General features: G+C 34.0%; 17 protein-coding genes and 2 tRNA genes. 13 read left to right on the top strand and 6 right to left on the bottom strand.

Going from position 1 to position 21,662, the window contains the following annotated elements; translation table 11 throughout:
* Positions 1 to 48: 48 nt before the first annotated feature.
* Both H5T44_02910 and H5T44_02905 read left to right on the top strand, forming a co-directional pair.
* Positions 49 to 3,195: a carboxypeptidase regulatory-like domain-containing protein gene (locus H5T44_02910; protein ID MBC7081181.1), complete on the top strand. Its 3,147-nt coding sequence runs from the start codon at positions 49 to 51 to the stop codon at positions 3,193 to 3,195.
* A 49-nt stretch (positions 3,196 to 3,244) separates the two neighbouring features.
* Positions 3,245 to 3,562, top strand: coding sequence for a hypothetical protein (locus H5T44_02905; protein MBC7081180.1), 318 nt, complete (start codon positions 3,245 to 3,247; stop codon positions 3,560 to 3,562).
* Here H5T44_02905 and H5T44_02900 read toward each other — a convergent pair.
* The 4 genes from H5T44_02900 to infB form a co-directional block, all read right to left on the bottom strand.
* Positions 3,559 to 4,845, bottom strand: a complete 1,287-nt coding sequence (locus H5T44_02900; GenBank protein ID MBC7081179.1) for a tryptophan--tRNA ligase — start codon at positions 4,843 to 4,845, stop codon at positions 3,559 to 3,561. The genes H5T44_02905 and H5T44_02900 overlap by 4 nt on opposite strands.
* Before the next feature lie 37 nt (positions 4,846 to 4,882).
* Positions 4,883 to 4,953: transfer RNA gene (locus H5T44_02895), tRNA-Cys, on the bottom strand.
* 22 nt (positions 4,954 to 4,975) lie between these two features.
* Positions 4,976 to 6,808, bottom strand: coding sequence for an ATP-dependent DNA helicase (locus H5T44_02890; GenBank protein ID MBC7081178.1), 1,833 nt, complete (start codon positions 6,806 to 6,808; stop codon positions 4,976 to 4,978).
* A complete protein-coding gene (gene infB / locus H5T44_02885) occupies positions 6,801 to 8,519 on the bottom strand; it encodes a translation initiation factor IF-2 (GenBank protein ID MBC7081177.1) in 1,719 nt (572 codons plus the stop codon). The genes H5T44_02890 and infB overlap by 8 nt, the downstream gene beginning before the upstream one ends.
* Before the next feature lie 68 nt (positions 8,520 to 8,587).
* Here infB and H5T44_02880 point away from each other — a divergent pair, with 68 nt between their 5' ends.
* From H5T44_02880 to aspS, 3 genes are read left to right on the top strand one after another with little or no spacing between them, the layout of a single operon-like run.
* Entirely contained in the window at positions 8,588 to 9,214 is a 627-nt protein-coding gene (locus H5T44_02880; protein ID MBC7081176.1) for an HAD-IB family phosphatase, read from the top strand.
* The gene (locus tag H5T44_02875) at positions 9,211 to 9,807 is read left to right on the top strand and encodes a DUF1614 domain-containing protein (protein MBC7081175.1); all 597 of its coding nucleotides are present in this window, start codon (positions 9,211 to 9,213) and stop codon (positions 9,805 to 9,807) included. The genes H5T44_02880 and H5T44_02875 overlap by 4 nt, the downstream gene beginning before the upstream one ends.
* A gap of 31 nt (positions 9,808 to 9,838) precedes the next feature.
* A complete protein-coding gene (gene aspS / locus H5T44_02870) occupies positions 9,839 to 11,128 on the top strand; it encodes an aspartate--tRNA(Asn) ligase (GenBank protein MBC7081174.1) in 1,290 nt (429 codons plus the stop codon).
* 689 nt (positions 11,129 to 11,817) lie between these two features.
* Here aspS and H5T44_02865 read toward each other — a convergent pair.
* Together H5T44_02865 and H5T44_02860 are read right to left on the bottom strand one after the other, a co-directional pair.
* Positions 11,818 to 11,926, bottom strand: a tRNA-Tyr gene (locus tag H5T44_02865).
* Between the two features lie 35 nt (positions 11,927 to 11,961).
* Positions 11,962 to 15,210 carry a DNA polymerase II large subunit gene (locus H5T44_02860; GenBank protein ID MBC7081173.1) on the bottom strand — a complete coding sequence of 1,083 codons (3,249 nt, stop codon included), beginning with the start codon at positions 15,208 to 15,210 and terminating at the stop codon, positions 11,962 to 11,964.
* A gap of 226 nt (positions 15,211 to 15,436) precedes the next feature.
* Between H5T44_02860 and eif1A the strand changes: the two genes are divergently transcribed.
* Genes eif1A through H5T44_02820 form a run of 8 tightly spaced genes read left to right on the top strand, consistent with a single transcriptional unit; the run spans position 15,437 to position 21,647 of the window.
* Complete coding sequence (eif1A, locus tag H5T44_02855; GenBank protein MBC7081172.1) at positions 15,437 to 15,745, top strand: translation initiation factor eIF-1A; 309 nt, start codon at positions 15,437 to 15,439, stop codon at positions 15,743 to 15,745.
* Entirely contained in the window at positions 15,742 to 16,446 is a 705-nt protein-coding gene (locus tag H5T44_02850; protein MBC7081171.1) for a serine protein kinase RIO, read from the top strand. The genes eif1A and H5T44_02850 overlap by 4 nt, the downstream gene beginning before the upstream one ends.
* 1 nt (position 16,447) lies before the next feature.
* Complete coding sequence (locus tag H5T44_02845) at positions 16,448 to 16,978, top strand: RNA-processing protein (GenBank protein MBC7081170.1); 531 nt, start codon at positions 16,448 to 16,450, stop codon at positions 16,976 to 16,978.
* A 27-nt stretch (positions 16,979 to 17,005) separates the two neighbouring features.
* Positions 17,006 to 18,172 (top strand): aconitase X catalytic domain-containing protein, encoded by a 1,167-nt coding sequence (locus H5T44_02840; protein ID MBC7081169.1) that lies wholly within the window; start codon positions 17,006 to 17,008, stop codon positions 18,170 to 18,172.
* Positions 18,163 to 18,561: a DUF126 domain-containing protein gene (locus H5T44_02835; GenBank protein ID MBC7081168.1), complete on the top strand. Its 399-nt coding sequence runs from the start codon at positions 18,163 to 18,165 to the stop codon at positions 18,559 to 18,561. Before H5T44_02840 ends, H5T44_02835 begins: the two co-directional genes overlap by 10 nt.
* On the top strand, positions 18,558 to 19,325 hold the full coding sequence (locus tag H5T44_02830; GenBank protein ID MBC7081167.1) for an isopentenyl phosphate kinase family protein: 768 nt from the start codon (positions 18,558 to 18,560) through the stop codon (positions 19,323 to 19,325). The genes H5T44_02835 and H5T44_02830 overlap by 4 nt, the downstream gene beginning before the upstream one ends.
* Positions 19,313 to 20,332: a phosphoribosylaminoimidazolesuccinocarboxamide synthase gene (gene purC, locus H5T44_02825; GenBank protein MBC7081166.1), complete on the top strand. Its 1,020-nt coding sequence runs from the start codon at positions 19,313 to 19,315 to the stop codon at positions 20,330 to 20,332. The genes H5T44_02830 and purC overlap by 13 nt, the downstream gene beginning before the upstream one ends.
* Positions 20,322 to 21,647 carry an MFS transporter gene (locus tag H5T44_02820; GenBank protein ID MBC7081165.1) on the top strand — a complete coding sequence of 442 codons (1,326 nt, stop codon included), beginning with the start codon at positions 20,322 to 20,324 and terminating at the stop codon, positions 21,645 to 21,647. Before purC ends, H5T44_02820 begins: the two co-directional genes overlap by 11 nt.
* Positions 21,648 to 21,662: the final 15 nt, after the last annotated feature.

The following is a 21,662-nucleotide window of genomic DNA, read 5'->3' as shown; positions in this document are numbered from 1 at the left end:
TAAAAAGCAAAATCTTTATAAAAAGGAATTGAATTCTACTTGTTTAAAATGGAAAAAGAGAAAAAGTTAAAAAAGGAAAAGCATTTTAGAAAGAAAATCGAAGGGGGAATGAAAATGAATAGAAGAAATATTAGAAAAATAGGAAGTTTGGTTGTGGTAGTTGCAATATTAGCGAGCGCTTTGCCAGTCTTGGCACAAGATACCACTCCACCAGTGACAACAATATCTGTTGAGCCACAATTGCCAGTCTGGGGATGGTATGTAACAAATGTAACAGTAACACTTACTGCACAAGATGACGAGAGCGGGGTAAATGCAACATATTATAGAATAAATGAAGGAAATTGGATAACTTATACCGCACCATTTACATTGAGCACACCAGGGAAGCATAAAATAGAATATTACAGCATAGACAATGAAGGGAATGAAGAAGATGTTAATACCGATTATATTCCAATTGCAAATTTGACCACACTGCAAGTTACTCCAACAACTGCAAATTGGAATGAAACAAAGACAATTGAAATAAATAATGCAGAAGGAACAGTCTATTTATATGCTCCACGTGAAACAGAGCCAAGATTTACTGCACAGGGACCGGGCTATGTAAGATGGTCAAACGTATTACTCAATATAAGTGGAAAATGGTGGATAGTTGACAAGGTAAATGATAACAAGGCAAATGCATTTGCAATAGATGTTAAGCCAGTTGAACTTGTTGTAAATGCCACTCCTGATGAAGTGAATTATATAAAAGTTGGCAAACCAGGATGCTACATAAACATTGAAGGAACAGTCACAATGGCTGGCCAGCCAGCGACGCAGGCAAAAATTAAATTAATTTATCCAGATGGAAGCAATGAAACTCAAAATGTTACAAGCGATGGAAGGTTTTCATTCATTGATAGAAATATAGGGCAGAAAGGAGCGGGTAAATATAATGTTACTGCATATATTGGAGATGAGCAATATCCAGATGCATTTGGTTATGATATTGTAAATGTTAAAACAGTTGCACCAAATATAAGTTTATTAGTTAATAATGCAATAGGTGGATTTGATATAGGAAAAGTAAGCTTTGAAATAACATATCCAGAAGATGGTTTGCAATTATTGCCAGGGAACAATTATAACATATCCGTTTATAAAGGTGGAGAGTTGTATGCATGGAGAAATAATACAGGAACAAGCAATCAAACAAATATTGTTTTTAATATAGATGGAAAATTCCTAAATCTAACATCACTGATGTGGGAGGCGGGAAATTATATACTCAAAGTTGATGTTGATGTAACTGGAGATGGAAATTGGGAATATGTTGGCGAGAAAGATTTCAGCATCCCTTCAGCGCCAGCGGTAAATATAAAGGTTTTACAGCCATTGGATAAAATAATGAATGTTTTGGCACCTGCTGCAAATAAACAGCTTTTAAGAATTCAGATATTTGGAAGCAATATGACAACATATGGCACTCCAGATGCATTAAATATAGGAGCAAATAATGAAAATGTGACAGATAGAATTAAAATAGAAGGAGATGTAATTTATTCTCCACCAGAAAATGCATATAATCATTTAGGAAATGGAACATGGGAAATTTACGTATTCCCAACAAAAGGAAACGGAATCATTTACATAAATGTTACATGGCCTGAAAAAGGAACCGCAAAAGAAACAATAAATATAAGTGATGGAGGAGTTGTAACAGTTACACCAAAAGCAATAGTGGTTGATACACCAACAAATATTGAAGTAGAGGTAAAAGATAGATATGGAAATCCAATTGCAAATGCAAATGTAAGTATGTATTATGAAGAAAATCTCTATTTTTTGGGTGACGCTGTTGAAAATGCAACAATATCAGGAGATGGCTCACCTGGAAAAGGCTTGAATGGAAAATACAATTTCACAATTACTTCAAAACATGCTGGAAAGAATATAATAGTTGTTGTAGATTATATAGTTGGAGTAGGAACCCAATATGCATATGCAAGAATTGAATCAAGAGCTGCACATGACCTAAATGTAACAATTACCCCATCAAAAGTTCTTGCGGGAGAAAATACTGAATTTACAGTTAATATAACAAAAGGAGGACAAGCTTATTCAGATAACTTTGAATTCTTTATATTAAATGAAACAGAATTGCAAAAACTGCATGAAGGCACATTTACATTGCCTTCTCCAGTGCATACAACAAGCAGTGCAAATTCAACATTCAAATATCATATAGAAGAAGCTGGGAAATATTATCTATATGTAAGAACTGCTGACAAAAAGCATGATAACATGGAAAATGAGCCAAGCTTTGAAGTAACAAAAGCAACAGTTACCGCAAGCCCGAGCTTGCTTGTAAAGAATGTAGATAAAAATGTAACAGTATCATTCAGCGTTACATGGGAAGAAAAGGCATTCAATGGAACACTGCGCATAAAAGGAATTAATGCCCAAAATGTTACATGGGTAAATGATACAATTGAAATAACAATAACAAATGGAATAGGAAATGTCAGCGAAGTAAATGCAACTGCAATAGGCAACATAACCTTCGAATTTAAACCATCCGCTGATGGAAGCGAATTTGCGGAGGCGAATGGAATGCTTAGAATAACAACTCCAACAGTTGAAATAATTGAACCCGCAGAAAAAGTTGCATTCCTTGCAGAGGAAAATCTGATAACAATTCTTGTCAAACACCCATTAACAAATGCGGGATTAAAAGGATTAAATGTTAGAATAATCACTCCAATGGGAGCAATAGATGTTGGAGAAACAGATTCAAATGGAAAGTTACTGTTTGGAATTGTTCCACTCGAAACAGGAAAGATACAGATAGTTGTAGAGGACGATGATGCAGGAAGCATAGATGTGGCAATTGGATTGAAGATAATTGCTCCTGAGCTTGAAAAAGGAAAGGAAGCAAGGATAACAGTTACAACAAGAGGTGGAAAACCAGTTGCAAATGCAAAAGTAACAATAGATGGAAAGACATTTACAACAGATGCAAATGGTGAGATAAAATTCACACCAGACAAGGAAGGAACTATAACAATAGTTGCGGAGAAGGATGGCTATTACAAAGCAACAAAGACAGTTGAAGTGAAAGCTGGGCCAAAGACACCAGGCTTTGAAATGATAGGCATTGCAATTGCAATGTTTGCAGCGATTTTCTTGCTGAGAAGAAGAAAATAAGCTAACCCTCTTCCCAAAATATTTTAATATCCCTTTTTCTTTTTATTTAATGGTTGATGAAGAAGATGAATTTAGGAAGATAATAAAGGAAATGGAGAAAATATTTGAAGAAGTATTTAGGGATGCCATAGAGCAATTTTCTGGAGAAAAGAATATTGAAATAAATGAAGATGATAAAAAAATTTATGTTACAATTGAACTGGATGCGAGCGAAGAGGATATAAAAGTTAAGGCATATAAGGATGCAATTGAAATAAGATTAAAAAATGGATGGACAAAAAGAATAAATCTCCCGTGCAAAATTAATAAAAAAATAAAGAAAACCTTTAAAAATGGCATTCTTGATTTGGAAATAGAAAAAATTTAGATATACTCTTTTATTTCATCTCTTGCACACTCTCTTTTTTCTTTTATTTCATTTAAAAATTTTGAAAGTAGTTCATAAGCATATTTTTTGCATTCCCCGCATAAAATTTCTCCTTTTTTGCATCTCTCCTTTATTCTAAAAATTTCATCATCGTCTTCCAAAACTCCATAATTGAAAATTTCATATATTATGCATTCCTCAGGCCTCCCGCCAAATTTTCTTTGTTCTTCAGCGGAAATTGCGCCTCCGGTTTTTGCATTCCATATTTTCTTTTTCAAATCATCTAAATTGTCTGTAAGAAATATTGCATAGTTTGGCCTACTGCTTGACATTTTATTTCCATCTAAACCAGTTATAAATCTATGGTATGTTGAAGAAGGCGGGATAAATCCATATCCTCCATTTTCTCTTTCCGCTTTAGCAATTTCATATTCAAAAGAAAATAAATCATCAATTTTTGCATATATTGCTTTATAGCCATCAATCCTTTCTATAACTTCTCCATAATCTTTTACAATTTTCTCCGCAATATCTAAAAATTTTTTCACATCTTCATCTCCCTTTATAAATATTCCTACCCTGCTTTCTTCTTTAACTATACTATAAATGCGATGTGAGTTTGCTGTATCTCTACAAAGCCTTATATGGGGATCCTGATCAACTCCAACAGGCACAAGAGTTGGACATATTCCTCCATATTCATCAAGTTGAACATGCAATATATCTCCAATCTGGACAAATGGTGCAAAAATATGTGCCATATTTGTTGAACCTTGGAATCCATAAATTGCATTTACCTCAGAGAAATTTACTTTTTTTGCCAATAAGTAAGCTAGGCTCTTAACTTCTTCATTTTTTGACTGAAAATATATTCTGCACGGCTTTAAGCCGAGAGCAATATAATTCAAAATATATTCTTCAATTGCAATTTTCTCTCCTTCTTTTGGAGAAATATCTCTTGTTGCATATGCTTCTATATCCGCAACCGCAATGCTAACATTTGCCCCTATTGATTGATAATAAATAACCTGATCTATCACTATTTTATGCCCGAAATGCATTTTACCAGATGGCATCAATCCAGTCAATATTTTCCATTTCATGCGCCTTTTAATTGCCTCCTTTATATTGTAAAATCCTCTATGTCCAAATACTATATTTCTGCGAAAGAAAAAAGGAGGATTTGGCAAATCCCTCCATAGCTCACTCGAGAATTTTTCTATCCCAAATTTCTCAAATAGCTCATCATATTCATATTTCTGCGAACCCCATGGATCAATCATACTATTGCAAATTATGGAAAGATATAAATATTTTGGAAGGGCGGGGCGGGAATTGAACCCGCGTATGCGGATCTGCAGTCCGCCACCCTGCCACTAGGTGACCCGCCCATTAAAAAACATGAAAGGTTTTTTAACTTTTTCCGAAGAATTTTTTTATTTCTGCAAGTGCATCATTTGTTTTTTCAATTTCAACATATTTTTTAAACCTGGTTGCTCTCTCATCCAATATAATTGCAATTCCTCTATCATTTTCGTTCCTTATAAGTCTGCCTATCGCTTGCATTGTCTTTCTTATTGCGGGTGCCTCAAAAGCATATTTCCAGCCATTCTGGCTTTTCCTTTCATAGTATTCCTGCAATGAGGATTGTTTTGCAGAAGGAGGAGGATATGGCAATCCAACTATTAAAACAATTTCAAGCTCTTCAGATGGAAAATCAATTCCCTCGGATATTTTTCCTCCAATAACCGATAAAAAAACACCTCCTGATCTCTTAAAATTCTCTATTTTATTCATTAACTCTTCCTGCCTTTCATTCCTTCCTTCTATATACAAATTCCTCTTTATATTCAAAGAGTTTATGAATCTATTCATTACTGAATAGGAAGGGAAAAAAACTAAAGTATTTTTATTTACATTATTGCATATTTCCTCTATCAAACCAGCTATTTTTTTAACCATTTCATCTTCCATATAATATTTTGTTGATACCCCTCCAAGATAGAAAATCTTTCTATTTTCCTTTGGGAAAGGGGAGGGAAAAATTGCTTTCTCCGCTTCAATTCCAATAGAATTTATGTATTCATCTATCGGTTGCAATGTGCCTGACATATGAATTGATGAATAAAATGAATTGATTATTGAAGATGCTATAGATGGCTCAAGGCAATAGGCAACAATTCTGAAATTTTCATCATCTACTTCAATCAGTTTAACCCATCTATTATCCAGATTAATCCAGTAAAGAATAAAATTACCTATGCTCCTTAAAAAAGACCTTGGAAAACTATTATTTTTTTCTTTTATATCCGCAATTGCCTCCCCATATGCAATCATGCTCTCAGAAACCCTTTTTATTTCATCAATTGAAAAATATTTCTTAATCCTGTTATCAAAAAAATCCCCAATTAAAGCATCTCCTTCCTCTGATAGCTTAAACTCCTCCCGCATTTCTTCAAAAATTTTATCTATAATATTCAGGAAACTCAAAATACTTTTATCTCTAACACCATATTCCTCTGCCTCCTTTATTCCCATTTTCAATGAGTTATAAGAAAGGGATGTTGAAAGCAATTCTCTGCAAAAATCTGGTAGATTATGAGCTTCATCTATTATCAATATTGTTTTTTCTGGTGGATATTGATATAAGGAGAAGAATTTCTCCCTCAGTATTTCATCAAAAATGTAAATATAGGGAGCTATAACTACCCTTGATTTTTTGACCATCTCCTTGTTTATTTCATAAGGACAGGCATTATGCATTTTTCCATATGAATATATCTCTTCAGATGATAAAATATATCCAAAGTCCTCTTTTATCTTAAGAAAATTCTCAAAAAATATGCACCTGTTGAAATCATCTTTCTTCCTTTCCATACACCCTTTTTTCCTCCTAGCACATATTCTTGAAAGCTCTTCATTACTGCAATTTCTCAATGAAGGAAAATCTTCAATTAGCAAGCACATATTTGTTCTTCCCTGCAATCCACTCGCCTTGATTTTTTTACCCATTCTTTTCATTTCGCTTATTGCTTGCTTTTGCTGAGAGTTTGTCCTCGTTATATAAATTACCCCCATATCCTTCTCAACCGTAAAACTGATGCACGGTGCCAGAGCGCATATTGTTTTTCCGCTCCCAGCGGGCGCCTCCATCACCAGATTTTTTTTATTTTTGAGGCATTCCTCAATTTTTGAAATAATTTCGAGCTGAAATTTCCTTGGCTTATATGGGAAAAAATCAATCATGCTTTCTCTTTATTTTTATTACTTTTTCAAGAACATCTTTTTCATCCAAAGTGAGCTCTTCTTCAAGCAATTTTTGTATATCTTCATTACTTAAATCAACAAAAAGTATTTGCTCAGGCTTTATCTGCCTTCCAACAGTTGCCCCATCTATTGAAATTGCAACTTCCATTCCTTGTGTTGCTCTATCAATTGTCTTTTTTTCTTTTTGAATGCTTTTTATTTTTCCAACACTTTTTCCATCTTCTCTTATCAAATGTTGCTCTGGTCTGATTTCCCCCGCAAGAACTCTAACTCCAATAATTGCTGGCTTGCTAAGCCTAAATGTGCAATTTGGAAGGAAAAGGATCATCCCAGGATATGTTATTTCCTTTCTTTTCTTCTCCTCTTCTTCTTTCTTCTTCTTTTCCCTCCATATTTCAAGCTTTTCAATTAAGTGATAGACTATGTTATCTGTTATTATTTCAACTCCTTCATTATCTTCTATTTCAGGAAGAACTTTCACATTGAAACCAATAACCACTTTATTTATCTCCTTTTCATTTGTCTTTGCCTCAAAAATATCCCTTTTTGATATATCTCCTATATCCGCCTTTCTTAGAGGTATGCCTTTTTCTTTAAGAATTAAGGATAGTGCTTCGAGTGAGCCAAGAGCATCCGCTTTTAATACAATTCCTTCTTCAGTTGTTTCAATATTTATTTTCATTTCCTCATTTATCCTCTTTATATCTTCTTCCAAATTGCTCAAAACTCTTATCGGAGCACCAGGAAAAACATCCTCTAGATTTGGAGCAGCTATTTTTAATCCACATGCTGCGGTGGCGAGCTTAATTCTTTTAAATTTTTCCTCAGGAGCCCTTATTTCATCAAGGGGTTTAGGTTTTAACAATGCTCTTACTGATGTGACTATTACTCCCTTTTTTCCAGCAATTACTATTTCATCTCCTTCCTTAATAACACCATTATAGATTATTACATCAATGGTTGTTCCAAGTCCTTTTTCTTCTTTAACTTCAAGAACTGTTCCTTCCGCTGGCCTTTCCTCGCAAATCAGGTTTTCTTCAAGAAATTTTTGAGATAACCCAATCAGAACCATTATTAATTCACCTATTCCCTCGCCAGTTTTTGCTGAAATTGGAACAATTGCAACATTTCTTGTAAAATCCCTTATCCTGTCATATCTATCAGATGAAAAACCCAGATTGTAAAGCTGTTCAACAAGTCTATAAAATTTTTTATCAAAATCTCCTTTTGCTATTTCATTTTGCTTTTCGAGCCTTTGAGATATTATCCCCCCCTCTTTTCTCCATAGATCTATTAAATCTATCTTATTTGCCGCTACAACAAAAGGCGTCTTATACTTTTTCAATATCGCAATTCCCTCTTTTGTCTGCTCCATAATTCCCTCATTTATATCCACAACAAGAATTGCCAGGTCCGCGAGCGCCCCGCCCCTCGCCCTTAAAGTTGTGAAGGCAAAATGTCCGGGAGTATCTATAAAAAGCAACCCAGGAACTTTGAATTCCTTCCCTTTAAGCAAATTACCGCATAATTCTTTAACTGTTTCTATTGGCACCTCAGTTGCTCCTATATGCTGGGTGATTGCTCCCGCCTCCTTGGCTGCTACGCAACTACCTCTTATGTAGTCAAGTAGAGTTGTTTTTCCATGGTCGACGTGTCCGAGAACCGCAACGATTGGCTGTCTAAGATACATGAAAGAAAAATTGGAGGTAATTAAATAATTTTTGCCAAAAATATTTTTATCTTCGCTGAAATACTATTATGCTTATAGTATTTGACATGGATGGAGTATTTATTGAAGAGAGGAGTTCATGGAAAGTAATTCATAAAAAATACGGGATAAAAAATGATGATATTGTTGAAGCTTATAAAAAGGGGGAGATAGATGATGAAGAATTTTTAAATAGAGATATTGAAAGGTGGAGAGAAAAGGGGATAAGAAAAGAGAATATTGAAAAAATTTTCAATTCAATAGACCTCACCTCTGGATGCAGGGAATGCATTGAATATCTCAATGAAATTGGAGAAATTGCAATTATCTCTGGAGGAATTGATACGCTAGCAAAAAGAATTGCCAATTTTGGAATAAAATATGTTTTTGCAAATGGAATAATTTATAGAGAAAATTTGCCTTGGAAAGCAATTCTAAATGTGCCATTGATGGAAAAAGGAAAAGTGCTTGAAAAGCTAATTGAAAAATTAGGGGTTGAGAAAGAGAATGTAATTGTGATAGGAGATACAAAATATGATATTGATATGTTCAGAAGAGCTGGAGTAAAGATTGCTTTTAATCCAACAGATGAGATAAAAAATTTTGCAAATTTTGTGGTTGAAAAGAGGGATTTAAATGAATTAATTAAAATATTTGAAAAGTATATCAAAATATGATATCTCTCTTTATATTCCTGATATTAGCATTAATTTCATTTCTTGTTTATTCTATCTTAACTTATGTTTTTGAGGAAGTTGGCTTTAAATGGTGGGAGGCGAGCTTAATAGTTTTTGGCTCCGTCCTTTTTAGAAATATAGATATCCCGTTATTTCAGTATAAGGGGATGATTATAGCGATAAATTTGAGCGGAGCATTTTTGCCCTTGATGATAAGCATCTATTTAATCATCTCAAGAAAAATATTTTTAAGAAGTTTGCCAGGCATAGCAATTGTTTCATTTATTGCATATATGGTTAGCTATCCATCTTCTCAAGGAATTGTATCTCCTTTTCCATATTGGCTCCTCCCTCCCGTTTCAGCGGGCCTGTATTCATTAATTGCTGGCTATAAAAATAAAAGGAGGGTCGCAAGCATTGCCTATTCCTGTGGAACATTTGGTGCAATCATTGGAGCGGATTTCCTCCATTTTGAGGAATTTTTGGAAGTAGCTTCTCCAGGAATTGCAAGTATTGGAGGGGCAGCAATTCTTGATATGGTTTTTCTTACAGGAATAATAGCGGTTATAATCGCTGGCTTGCTTTATGAATGAGAAAAAATATAATGGGCAATAATATAACTTTATGCTTCGAACACATTATATAAATGAGGTAGGAGAAGAAGAGAATGAAAAGAAGGTTTGTCTTGCTGGCTGGGTTGAGGAAATAAGAAATCTCGGGGGAATAGCATTCATTATATTGAGAGATAGAACTGGAAGAGCTCAAATTACCGCTATTAAAAAAGAAAATTTGGAGCTTTTTAAAGAATTAGTTTCTTTAAATAGAGAAAGCGTAATTTCCGCTTGTGGAATTTGCAAGAAAAATGAAAAAGTAATGAATGGATGGGAAATTTTGATTGAGGAATTTAAATTACTTGCCCCTTCCTCAACTCCCTTACCAATGGGTGTTGTAGATAAGGTTAATGTTGATTTTGATACACGCCTTGATAATAGAATAATAGATTTAAGGAAAGATGATGTTAGAGCAGTTTTCATGATAAGAAATTCATTTATAAAAAATGCTGTTGAATTTTTGAGAAGGAAAGGATTTATAGAAGTACACACTCCAAAAATCTCATCATCCTCTTCTGAGGGAGGGACAGAGGTATTCAAAATAAATTATTTTGATAGAGATGCATATCTTGTTCAATCCCCTCAGCTGTATAAGCAAATGCTAATGGCATCTGGTTTGGATAGGGTATTTGAAATAGCATGGTATTTCAGGGCGGAGGAGCATGATACAACCCGCCACTTAAATGAATCAACTGCAATTGATATAGAAATGGCATTTATTGAAAGTGAAGAAGATGTGATGAAGATTGCGGAAGAAATGACAGATTATTCAATAAATAAAATAGTTGAAGAGAACAGCAAGGAGTTAGAGATATTAAATTTAGAGATAGAAATGCCATCTCCTCCTTATCCAAGAGTAAAATACGATGAAGTTGTTGAAATACTGAGCAAGGAAATAAAATTTTCATGGGGTGAGGATTTAGGAGCAGATGAGGAAAGTATTTTATACAAAAATTTAGGTTATGAAATATATTTTATAAAGGATTTTCCTGTTGAATCAAAGCCTTTTTATGCAATGCCATCTGGAAAATATGCAAGAGCTTTTGACCTAGAGCTAAGAGGAATGGAAATTGCATCAGGAGCTCAAAGAATACATGATTATGAAATACTCACTAAAAGAATGAGTGAGCTTGGAATGAATTTAAAAAATTTTGAAGATTACCTAAAAGCCTTTAAATATGGCATGCCACCTCACGGCGGGTTTGGATATGGAATTGAAAGATTTTTGATGGGTTTGCTTAAATTAAAGAATATAAGGGAATGCATTCTTTTCCCGAGAGATAGATATAGGCTTAGGCCGTGATTGGATTAAAAAGAGTTAGAGAGGATGAAAAAAGAAAATCTTGAGAAAATTCAAGAGTTCTTGAATCAATAAATCGCAGATGGTGGTTCTTTGTCATTTTAATCTTGGCCAACTCAATTCCTCCACTAACAGAAAAGGGATACGATCTCTCTAAAATGAGCGAAGTGATTGCCTACCTTCTTAGGAATGCTTTAATAGATAATTTATCCCTATTTTACCCTATTTTTAAGCTTATTCCTATTATTTTTGTGATTGATTAATTATTTTCAAAAAAGGTTAGTAGGGAGTTTAGTTTTTATGCGCCACTCACTTACATAATTTTTTCATTTGTTCAGGGTTTGTCTGTTATAAGATATTGGGTTGTTGAGTTAGCATTTTTAGCCTTCTGGTTCCCGATAGATATTAAATCAGGGAAACCAGATTTTAATTTGGTTTATTTATTTACAAATTCAGCGCCTTTTGCACTATGACACCTTTATATCCTAAAGTTAATATTGCAACAGTTAGAGTTACAATATTTCTAGGAGCAATCATTTGTTTCTGGAATGTGATAATGAATTTTTTAATCCAGCCAGATCTTTTGTGGTGGAACGGGATTTACATCTGCCTCTGGTATTAATATTCATATATGTATCCTTTCATTTAGAAAGATACAATAAAAAACGAAGGAGTGATAAAAATTATTGGAGTCCCGGCGGCCGGATTTGAACCAGCGACTTGCGGATTTCCGCGGCGGTGGGTTATAGCCCAAGGGATGCAACTACAGTCCGCCACTCTACCAGTCTGAGTTACGCCGGGCAAATAATATACAATAATTTTTTTTAAATTTTTTGTTAAAAGAAGTCGGTGAGAGTTTTATCTCTCTCATCTTTAAATAGGGATTCAACAAATTTTTCTGAAAGAATTATTCTCTGCTGTACATAATTTGGTATTTTAAACTCATCTGAAAGCTTCTTTATAATTCCTAAATATTTCTTTATAGAGCTTTCATGAACTGTCAGAGAAAGTGAATTTCCACATTTCCCGCATTTTCCATTTAAAGGTATTCTCCTATATTTTGTATTGCAATTTGTGCACCTGAACTGCTGTTTTGTAAAAGCTTTTAAATTTCCTGTTAAATCGGTAAGGAAATGCTTTTGAATTATTTTTGTAACAACATCTACTTCATCCACTGCTCTTATTTTCTTTGCCAAATTTATCTGTGCAATTACCTTTTCCTCCATATTTTCATATAGCTTATAAGAAGAAGTTTTTGGAGCATTTCCTATATTGCTAGTATCATGTGTGAATCCGAAAAATTTATATTCTCTTTCGCTCCCCAATCTATTAGCAACCAAATCCATTTCCTTTTCCAATTCTTTTGGATGAGCATATTCATGGGTTTTTCTGTAAAATATGAGAGGATAGGAATTCAAGGTATCTAAACTCAATGCTTCCTTATCTATTTCACTTGGTGAAATTCTCATTGCTATAACAAGGGGCAAATCCATCTTTCCCCCTCTTTTCTCAGGTATATATTCTTTTGAAAAATTTATCAATACATCAGTTAAGAGCATTAAAGAATCTTCATCACCATCGCAATTCCTTCTCTTTGCTGCATGGAAAAATGGATGGGCACAGCATACATTTAAATCAATAAATCCAATTATTCTACCAACAATTCCTGCGGATGTGTGAGGGGATAAACCAACAACCAAATGCCCTATTAAGTCATTTAAGCTATTTGCATTGTAAAAAGGTTTCATTCCATAAATTTTTGAAAGAATTTCATCTATGTATTTTGATATTCTTAAAAAATATTCTCCGCATTTTTTTGAAGGTATAACATCTTGTGGTTTTAATTCAATAATTTGATTTTCTCTTACAAGCTTCTCCCCTTTGTAGTCGTGCTCATATCCCAATTCTTTTAGTTTATCCAAGGAAAGGCCTATTTCATATGGCTTAAAATGGGTTAGTGGCATATTTGTCATATCATATCTAGCGGTTCCATCTTTAAAAACATAAACATCATATTTAGCCCTTATAATCCCTTTTTCTATGCACTCGGGTGTTTTTTTTGAAGAAGATAAGCCAATAACTCCTTTAACTTTCTTTACTTGAATATTTAATTTTTTCTCTGCTTTACTAATTTCCTCGCCGACATCTATTTCAAAATTTTTTGTATTTCCTGTAAAATAAGTATGTCCTCCACACTCACATTTTGTTTTATAAGTTATTCTTCCGCATTTTTCACATTTTCTTTCTCCCAGCTCCGCATTTATCTTTCCAGCGGTATTTAAAACTCTTTCTTTTCCACCTTTTCCAATTCCAGCAGGGAAAAGAACATGTGGGGGTGGGTCCATTTTCCTTTCCGAAGATTTTTCAGGTCTTCCCATTCTCGCCCCGATTCTGTGGAGTGCCTTTGGAATTATCCTTATTCCAAGAATTTCCTGAACCGCTTCAATTGCCTCTTTTGAGCTATTCTTAACCTCAAAAATTTTTCCATTTTTTACCTCAAAACCACAGCATTTTATAAGAACATCCGCATATTTTTCCACTATATATTTTTCTCTCTCAAGATGAGTTACTCCAAGGCTTAGCAAAATCTCCTTTAATCTTTTATCCTTTTCAAGGTATAATTTTCCATCATATATTCCTTTCCTTATAAATTCTCTTAAAATTTGAAATTCCTCTTTACTTATATCATGCCAGAATAGATTATAAGAAGGATGGAGAGGAATATCATACTCCTTTGATAATTCAATCGCCTTTTCAAAGTATATGCTTTCAAAATTATCTATTCCATGTTTTATTTTCACTTCTTCAATATTTGCTTTTTCCTCGAGCTCTTTTATCCACCATTCATAGCAGAAGCTTGCGGGTGGCAAGATTGAATTATTCTCAAAAAATTCTCCAAAAGGTATTAATATTTCTCCCAAATCAATTATTTTTTTAACATTTTTAGCAATTTTAATTGCTTCCTCAATAGAATTTATCTGAATAAAGTCACCATTATCAAGCAAAACCATTGCCCCCTCTATAGTGTCGCAGGGTGTTGCAATCGTCCCCTTCCCTGGCCTTTCTGTTTTTAGTTGTGTCCCAACCGCAATAAATCCATCCAGCAAATACATTGTTGCGGGGTGTATGGCGGTCGCCCCCAGCCCGCAGGTCCTTCCTCGCCCGTATCTAAGTCTGAAGCCACCCTTGCGTGATGGATGGCTTATAACGGGGCGCCCCCCTATTAAATCTTCAATGTATCTTTCAGATGGAGCTATCTCCTTATTTTCATCAAGCTCTTTTGAAAAATTTTTTAAGAAATCCCATCCTTCAAGTTTCAATCTTGCAACATGCTTCATTAATTTTGGTGCTTTCAAACAGAGCCCTTCTGCTATTACAAGGCATGCCCCTCCTCTTATTCTATTTGTTTTGATTCTTGGCAAATCTCTTTTTCCCATAACTTCTTCTTTTTCAGTTGGTTCACCATTTATACATATTGGACAATTTCTTATTATTAATTCTATTTCCTCTGGGGATGGCAAATACTGGAGATGGGTCATCCTGTCATAAAGAGGAATTTCCTCCTTATATCTCTCAACTTCATCATCAGTTGGTTTATATCTATCCAGTCCAAGCTTCCTTCTTACAACATCCGCGATTAAAACACTCATTGCCTCTCCTGTTCCTCCCGCAGAGCGAATTGGCCCAGAGAAATAGAGATCAACATATTTACTTCCATCAGAATTCTTCCCAATCTCAACAGATGATATTCCTTCTATAGGAGCCACTAAAACACCCTCAGTTAATATTGCAAGCCCTGTCCTCACAGATTGCTCAATTATTTCCGCATGGCTTCCCTGCATGTTTTCGCATATTTCAATTGCTACCTGGATAGCAGTCTCTTCCCTCCCTTTTTCCTTTAAATATTTTCTTATCTTGTGAGAAATTCCTTTTGGACCAACAAGCTCCTCAACCCTATCCGCAAGGTCTTTTGCAAAAGATATTTCAACCTCTTTTTTTGGATCAAAACCCTTTTTCCTCGCCAAAATAGCTATTTCATAGCATTCATTTACTTTTTTTTCTATGCTTTTAAAATATTCTTCCACAAAAAGAATAGCAAAGTCATAAATTTAATTTTTTATTTTTTTAGTTTGAAAGGGGTAAAAATGCTAAAAGTGAAAAAGTGATAATGAGAAAATAAAAGAGTAAAATCTATAGCAAAAAATCTTTATCTTATTAATGAAAGGGATAAAATCTGCCTTTCATTGATGAAAAAGAGCCCAATCAACTCAAATCGATATCTTCATATATATTTACAGATTAACTTTTATAATGGATGAAGAAGTTGAACAGAGAATACCACTGCCAAAAAAAGAAGAAAATGAGATGTTTGCTATTGTTGAACAGCACATGGGAGGAGGTAGATTAAGGATTATTTGCGAGGACGGAAAAACAAGAATGGCAAGAATACCCGGAAAAATAAAGAGAAAGAAATGGATAAAAACAGGTGACTTTCTTATTATTAGGACATGGGATTTTCAAGATGAAAAAGCAGATGTTGTATATCGTTATACCCCAACTCAGGTATTAAATCTGGATAAAAAAAATCTCGTCCCTGACACTCTTAAAGGATTCTTATGAAAAATATTGATGAAATTTTGAGAAAAACAGAAGGAGAGGTTTTTGAAAAAACAACCCTTAATGCTTTAGCAAAATTGATGGATGAAGGATTTATTGATTATATTGATTTCCCGATTTCAACAGGAAAGGAGGGAAATGTTTTTAGAGGTGTGTGCAAAGAAAAGTTGATAGCAATAAAGATTTATAGAATAAATACCGCAACATTCAGAAGCATATCAAAATATTTGATGTATGACCCTCCTGAAAAAATAAAATTTGAAAGAAGAAACATAATATTTGCGTGGGCAAAAAAAGAATTCGGAAATCTTAAAAAGCTTCACGAAGTGGGTGTAAGGGTGCCAGAGCCCATCGTGATGGAGGGGAATGTAATTGTAATGGAATATATAGGAAGCAAGAGCAGGCCAGCACCTCTCTTGAAAGATGCAAATATAAAGAATGCTGAAAAAATTTTTGATAAAATAAAGAATTATTTGAAATTGATGTATCAGAAAGCAAAGCTCGTGCATGCGGATTTTTCTGAATATAATGTACTGGTTTATAGAAACAATCCGGTTATAATAGATGTCGGGCAAACCGTTAAAAGAGATAATCCAATGGCAATTGAGTTTTTGAGGAGAGATGTTTATAACATAGTAAAATTTTTTAAAAAGTTTATCGATGTAGGGGAGGAAGATGTAATTTCTTATATAATGGAGGACTAAGATGAAATATGTAAAGATTCCAATTGATAGAGTAGGCGTCTTAATAGGGAAAAATGGAGAAACAAAGAGCAAAATAGAAAGTTATGGGATAAAAATTGAAGTCGACTCAAAAATTGGTGAAGTAAAAATAGAGAGCGAGGATAAAATAAGGGAAATGGAAGCGGAAAATGTTGTCGTTGCTATCGGGAGAGGTTTTTCTCCAGAAAAAGCATTTTTGCTGTTCAATGAGGATTACTATCTTGAAATAATTGATATAAGGGACTGGGTTGGAAAAAAGGAAAATCATATCAAAAGACTCGCTGGCAGAATAATCGGAAAAGATGGGAGAGCAAGGGAGATAATAGAGGAGTTGAGCGGGGCATATGTAAGTGTTTATGGTCATACTGTTGGAATAATAGGTAAAATTGAAAATTTGCAGATAGCAAAAAAAGCGATAGAGATGCTACTCGATGGAGCAAATCATTCAACAGTTTATAGATTCCTTGAAGAAGAGCACAGAAGAAAAAGATTGATGGAATTCGGCATCAAATAGTTTTTTAATTGTTGAGGTTATTCAATTATGTACCTGACCAAAGAGCAGGAAAAAATGCTTGATGGTGAGAAAGGAGAAATTGTTGCAAGGATACTCCGCCTCCTTGTGAGGCTCGGGGAAGTTTATAAAGCGGAAAAATTGATTGAGGTTCATTCCGCCCAGATTGCGGGGGTATCATATAAATCAATAGAGGATGCGGGTCTTGAATTTCTTGAAGATATAGCAAAAGAAGCGAGAGTTAAAATTTTAACTTATCTAAATCCTGCGGGAATGGACTTAGAAAACTGGCGAGAAATGGGGATAAGTGAGGACTTTGCAGAGAAACAAATGGCTATAATAAATGCCTTTAAAAAAATGGGAGTTGTTATTTCCGCAACCTGCACCCCTTATCTTGCTGGAAACTTGCCAAGATATAGGCAACACATAGCCTGGAGTGAATCATCAGCGGTTTCATTTGCAAACTCCGTTATAGGGGCAAGAACAAATCGAGAAGGAGGCCCTTCCGCTCTTGCATCCGCAATAACAGGCTTAACTCCATATTATGGATTGCATTTAGATGAAAACAGGGAGCCGGATTTCATAATAAATGTAAAGGCAAATCTTCAATCTTCCACGGATTTTTCCGCCCTTGGCTATTATGTGGGAAAAGAAATTAAAAATAAGATACCTTATTTCAGGGGAATAAAAGATGCGGATACAGATGACCTGAAGCAATTGGGGGCGGCGATGGCGGCGAGCGGGGCGGTGGCAATGTATCATGTTGAAAATATTACTCCTGAGGCGAGTTGCTATGAGATTAAGGGCAAGGAAGAAATTGAAGTCGGGGAGGAAGAGATAAAGGAGACATATTCAAATCTCAAAAGCGGTGATGATGCGGATATTGCAATTTTTGGATGTCCTCATGCGTCTCTTAATGAAATAATAAAAATTGCGAATTTACTTGAAAACAGGAAAGCTAAAAGGAATTTTTGGATATGCACATCTAGAGCAATTAAGGAAATTGCGGATAGAATGGGATTAAATGAGAAAATTGAAAGGGCGGGAGGGAAAATAATAGCGGATACATGCATGGTTGTCTCACCCATTGAGAAAATTTTTGAAAAAACAGGTGTAAATTCTGCGAAAGCAGCTCATTATCTCCCGAGTTTTTGTAATCAAAAAGTCCTTTTTGCAAGAACGGAGGAATTAATATGAAAGGGAGAACAATATATCCGGGGAAAGTGAAAGGTGAGGCATTGGTTAGCAAGGAAGCATTCAGCTTTTATGGAGGAGTTGATACAAAAACAGGAGTAATTATTGATAAAAATAGCCAGTTATATGGAAAATGTATAAAGGATAAGATTTTTGTATTTCCACAAGGAAAGGGTTCTACTGTTGGCTCGTATGTAATTTATGCTCTTAAAAAAAATGGTGTTGCTCCAAAAGCGATATTAAATAAAGAAACTGAAACAATAGTTGCAACAGGGGCAATAATTGCTGGAATTGTATGTGTTGATGGAATTGATATAGATGCTATAGAAAATGGAGATATTATCACGATAGATGCAAAAGAAAAGGAAGCGGAAGTAATAGTGGAAAAATGATAATTGTAAAAATTGGGGGAAGTGTTATAAGTAATAAGGAAAAGCCTTTCTCCTTTAACAAAAAAATTGTTGAGCAAATTGCGGATGAAATCAAATCTTTTTATCCGGAAAAAAAATTTTTGATTGTTCATGGAGGAGGTAGCTACGGCCATCCTGTTGCAAAAAAATATAAAATAAGAGAGGGATGGAGTGATGAAAAAGCAATTGGTTTTTATCAAACACACAGGGCAATGATAGAATTGAATAAGAAAATAGTTGATATTTTTGTTAGAAAAGGACTGCCATCCTTTCCTGTTTGTCCTTCTTCAATTTTTATTGTAAGGGAAGGAGAAATTTTTTATGCATATATTGAAGTAATTAAAAATTTGATCGAAAAAAATTTTATCCCTTTTCTTTATGGAGATGTGGCAATTTCAATTGATAAAGGAATTGATATTCTATCCGGTGACCAGATAGTAACATATATTGCAAACAATTTTTCCGCTGAAAAAGTTATATTTTTAATGGATGTTGATGGAATTTATGACAAAAATCCAAAAGAAAAGAATGCGAAACTGATAGAATTAATAGATGAAAAATTTGAAGTAAAAACAAGTGAAGGAATTTTTGATGTTACAGGTGGAATAAAAAATAAGATTAAAGAAGCGAAAAAAATAGATTGTGATATTTATTTCATTAATGGAAAAATAAGAGGTAATTTAACAAAAGCAATTAAAGGAGAAAGAATAGGGACAATGAAAAGGGTTAGAAAATGGGAAGTGTAAAGGACTTAAAAATTATTGAAGATGCAAAAGAAAATTTGCCTGGAATTGCGGAATTCATATTCTCAGATCGCTATTCCGTTTTTGATTGGGGTGAAATGCCCGATTTGATAGAAAATAAGGGCTCATCTCTTTGCTTAATTGGTTCATACTTTTTTGAGAAAATGAGCAAAAAAGGAATAAAAAATCATTACATCGGGGTTGTTGAAAATGGTGAGGTAAAAAGAATAAATGAAATTAAAAAAGCGACAAATAGGATGAGAATAAAACTTTTAAGGGTTTTTAAGCCAAAAATAATTAATGGAAAATATGATTACTCAATTTACTTCGAGAAAAAATCAAATTTTCTGATACCTGTTGAAGTAATATATAGAAATTTCATTTCAGAAGGCTCAAGCTTTTTGAAAAGATTAAGAGAGGGAAAGATAAATATCGCAAATTATGGATTGAAAAAAATTGAATTAAATCAAAAACTTGATGAGCCAATATTTGAATTTTCTACAAAGCTGGAGGAAATCGATAGATATATAGATAGGGAAGAGGTAAAGAGAATTGCGATGATAAGCAATGATGAAATAGATGAAATTTTGGGAATTGCGGAAAAGATAAATGGAATGATAAGCGATGAAGTAGAAAAAATAGGGGCAAGAAATGAAGATGGAAAAATTGAATTTGGGATGGATGAAGAGAGAAATATAATTGTTGTTGATGTTGTTGGAACACCTGACGAGTGTAGATTCACAATAAATGGGATTCCAATAAGTAAGGAAATTGCAAGGATATACTATAGAAAAACAGATTGGTACAATGAAATAGAGAAAGCAAAAAAAATTGATGCGATTGGGTGGCGGAAGCTTACTCCCCCGCCCCCGCTCCTGCGGGTGGAAGTAAAGAGGTGCATTTCATCGATTTATCAAGCTTTTTGTAATGAGATAACTGGGAGGAGATTTTTTGATGTTGGCTCATTGAAGGAGATAATAGAAGAGTTGAGGGTCTTAAGTGAAGGATAAAAATATAGTTTTAATTGTAACTTGTTTTTCATCATTCCTTATTCCATTCACCTCTTCCTCAATTAATATAGCCCTTCCATCAATAGGAAAGGATTTTGGCGTTGATTCATTTTTTCTGGGATGGATTACCACTTCCTATATATTGGCTACCGCGGTTTTTCTTTTGCCATTTGGGAAAATTGGGGATATTTACGGAAGAAAGAGGGTTTTTCTATATGGAATAATAATTTTTGCTATTGCTTCTTTCTTATCAATTATTCCTTCTCCACCTTATTTTTTCCTATCTTTCAGGATAATTCATGCAATAGGAAGTGCAATTATTTTTTCAAATGGAATTGCTATGCTTTCCTCCTTTTTTAAAGAGGATAGAGGAAAGGCACTGGGAATAAATGTTTCATTTACTTATATAGGCCTCTCAACCGGCCCGCTCATTGGAGGATTTTTAACAAGTTATTTTGGATGGAGGAGCATATTTTTTCTAATGATTTTAATATGCATTATAATAATCCTTTTGCTAGGAAATTTTAAATATGAATTTTCTCATAATTATGAGAAATTTGATTATTTTGGCTCTCTTCTCTTTGCAACTTTCATAATTTCTCTGATATATGGAATTTCGGTAATTGGGTCAATTACAGGAATTATGCTTGCAATCTTCTCTCTCTTAATTTTTTTAGTTTTTACTTTATATGAGAGTAGGATTGAAAAACCTTTGATAAAACCATCAATTTTCAAAAGAAATTTTGTATTTATTTTTTCAAATTTAACCGCATTGATTCATTATTCCGCAACTTACTCATTAACATTTTTTATGAGCCTTTATCTTCAAAACATAAAAAACTTCTCCGCAAGTAATGCTGGGCTAATCCTGATTTCTCAATCAGTTGTTCAGGCATTATTCTCTCCAATTGCTGGAAAGGCATCTGATAAAATAGATGCAAAAATAATTGCATCATTTGGTATAGGATTAACTGGAATTGGCGTTTTCCTGCTTTCTCTATGCATAAGAAATAATTATAGCATATTTGCAATAATTGCAACTCTATCTTTAATTGGATTTGGTTTTGCATTTTTCTCTTCTCCAAACACAAATGCAATTATGGGTAGTGTAGAAAGCAGGGAATATGGGGTCGCATCCGCAACACTTGCAACAATGCGAGTTGTTGGCCAATCTGCAAGCATGGGAATCGCAATTTCCCTTACAAAAAGTAATCAATTTTTAGATGCGATGGAGAAAGCCCTCATAATATCCGCAATTCTTTGTCTTTTTGGAATATTTACTTCAATTGTAAGGGGAAGAAATAATTATAAATAATTTTAAGCATTAATG

The sequence above is a fragment of the Thermoplasmatales archaeon genome, assembly GCA_014361195.1.
GTDB lineage: Archaea > Thermoplasmatota > E2 > UBA202 > JdFR-43 > JACIWB01.
This window is presented reverse-complemented; position numbering and strand designations above follow the sequence as displayed.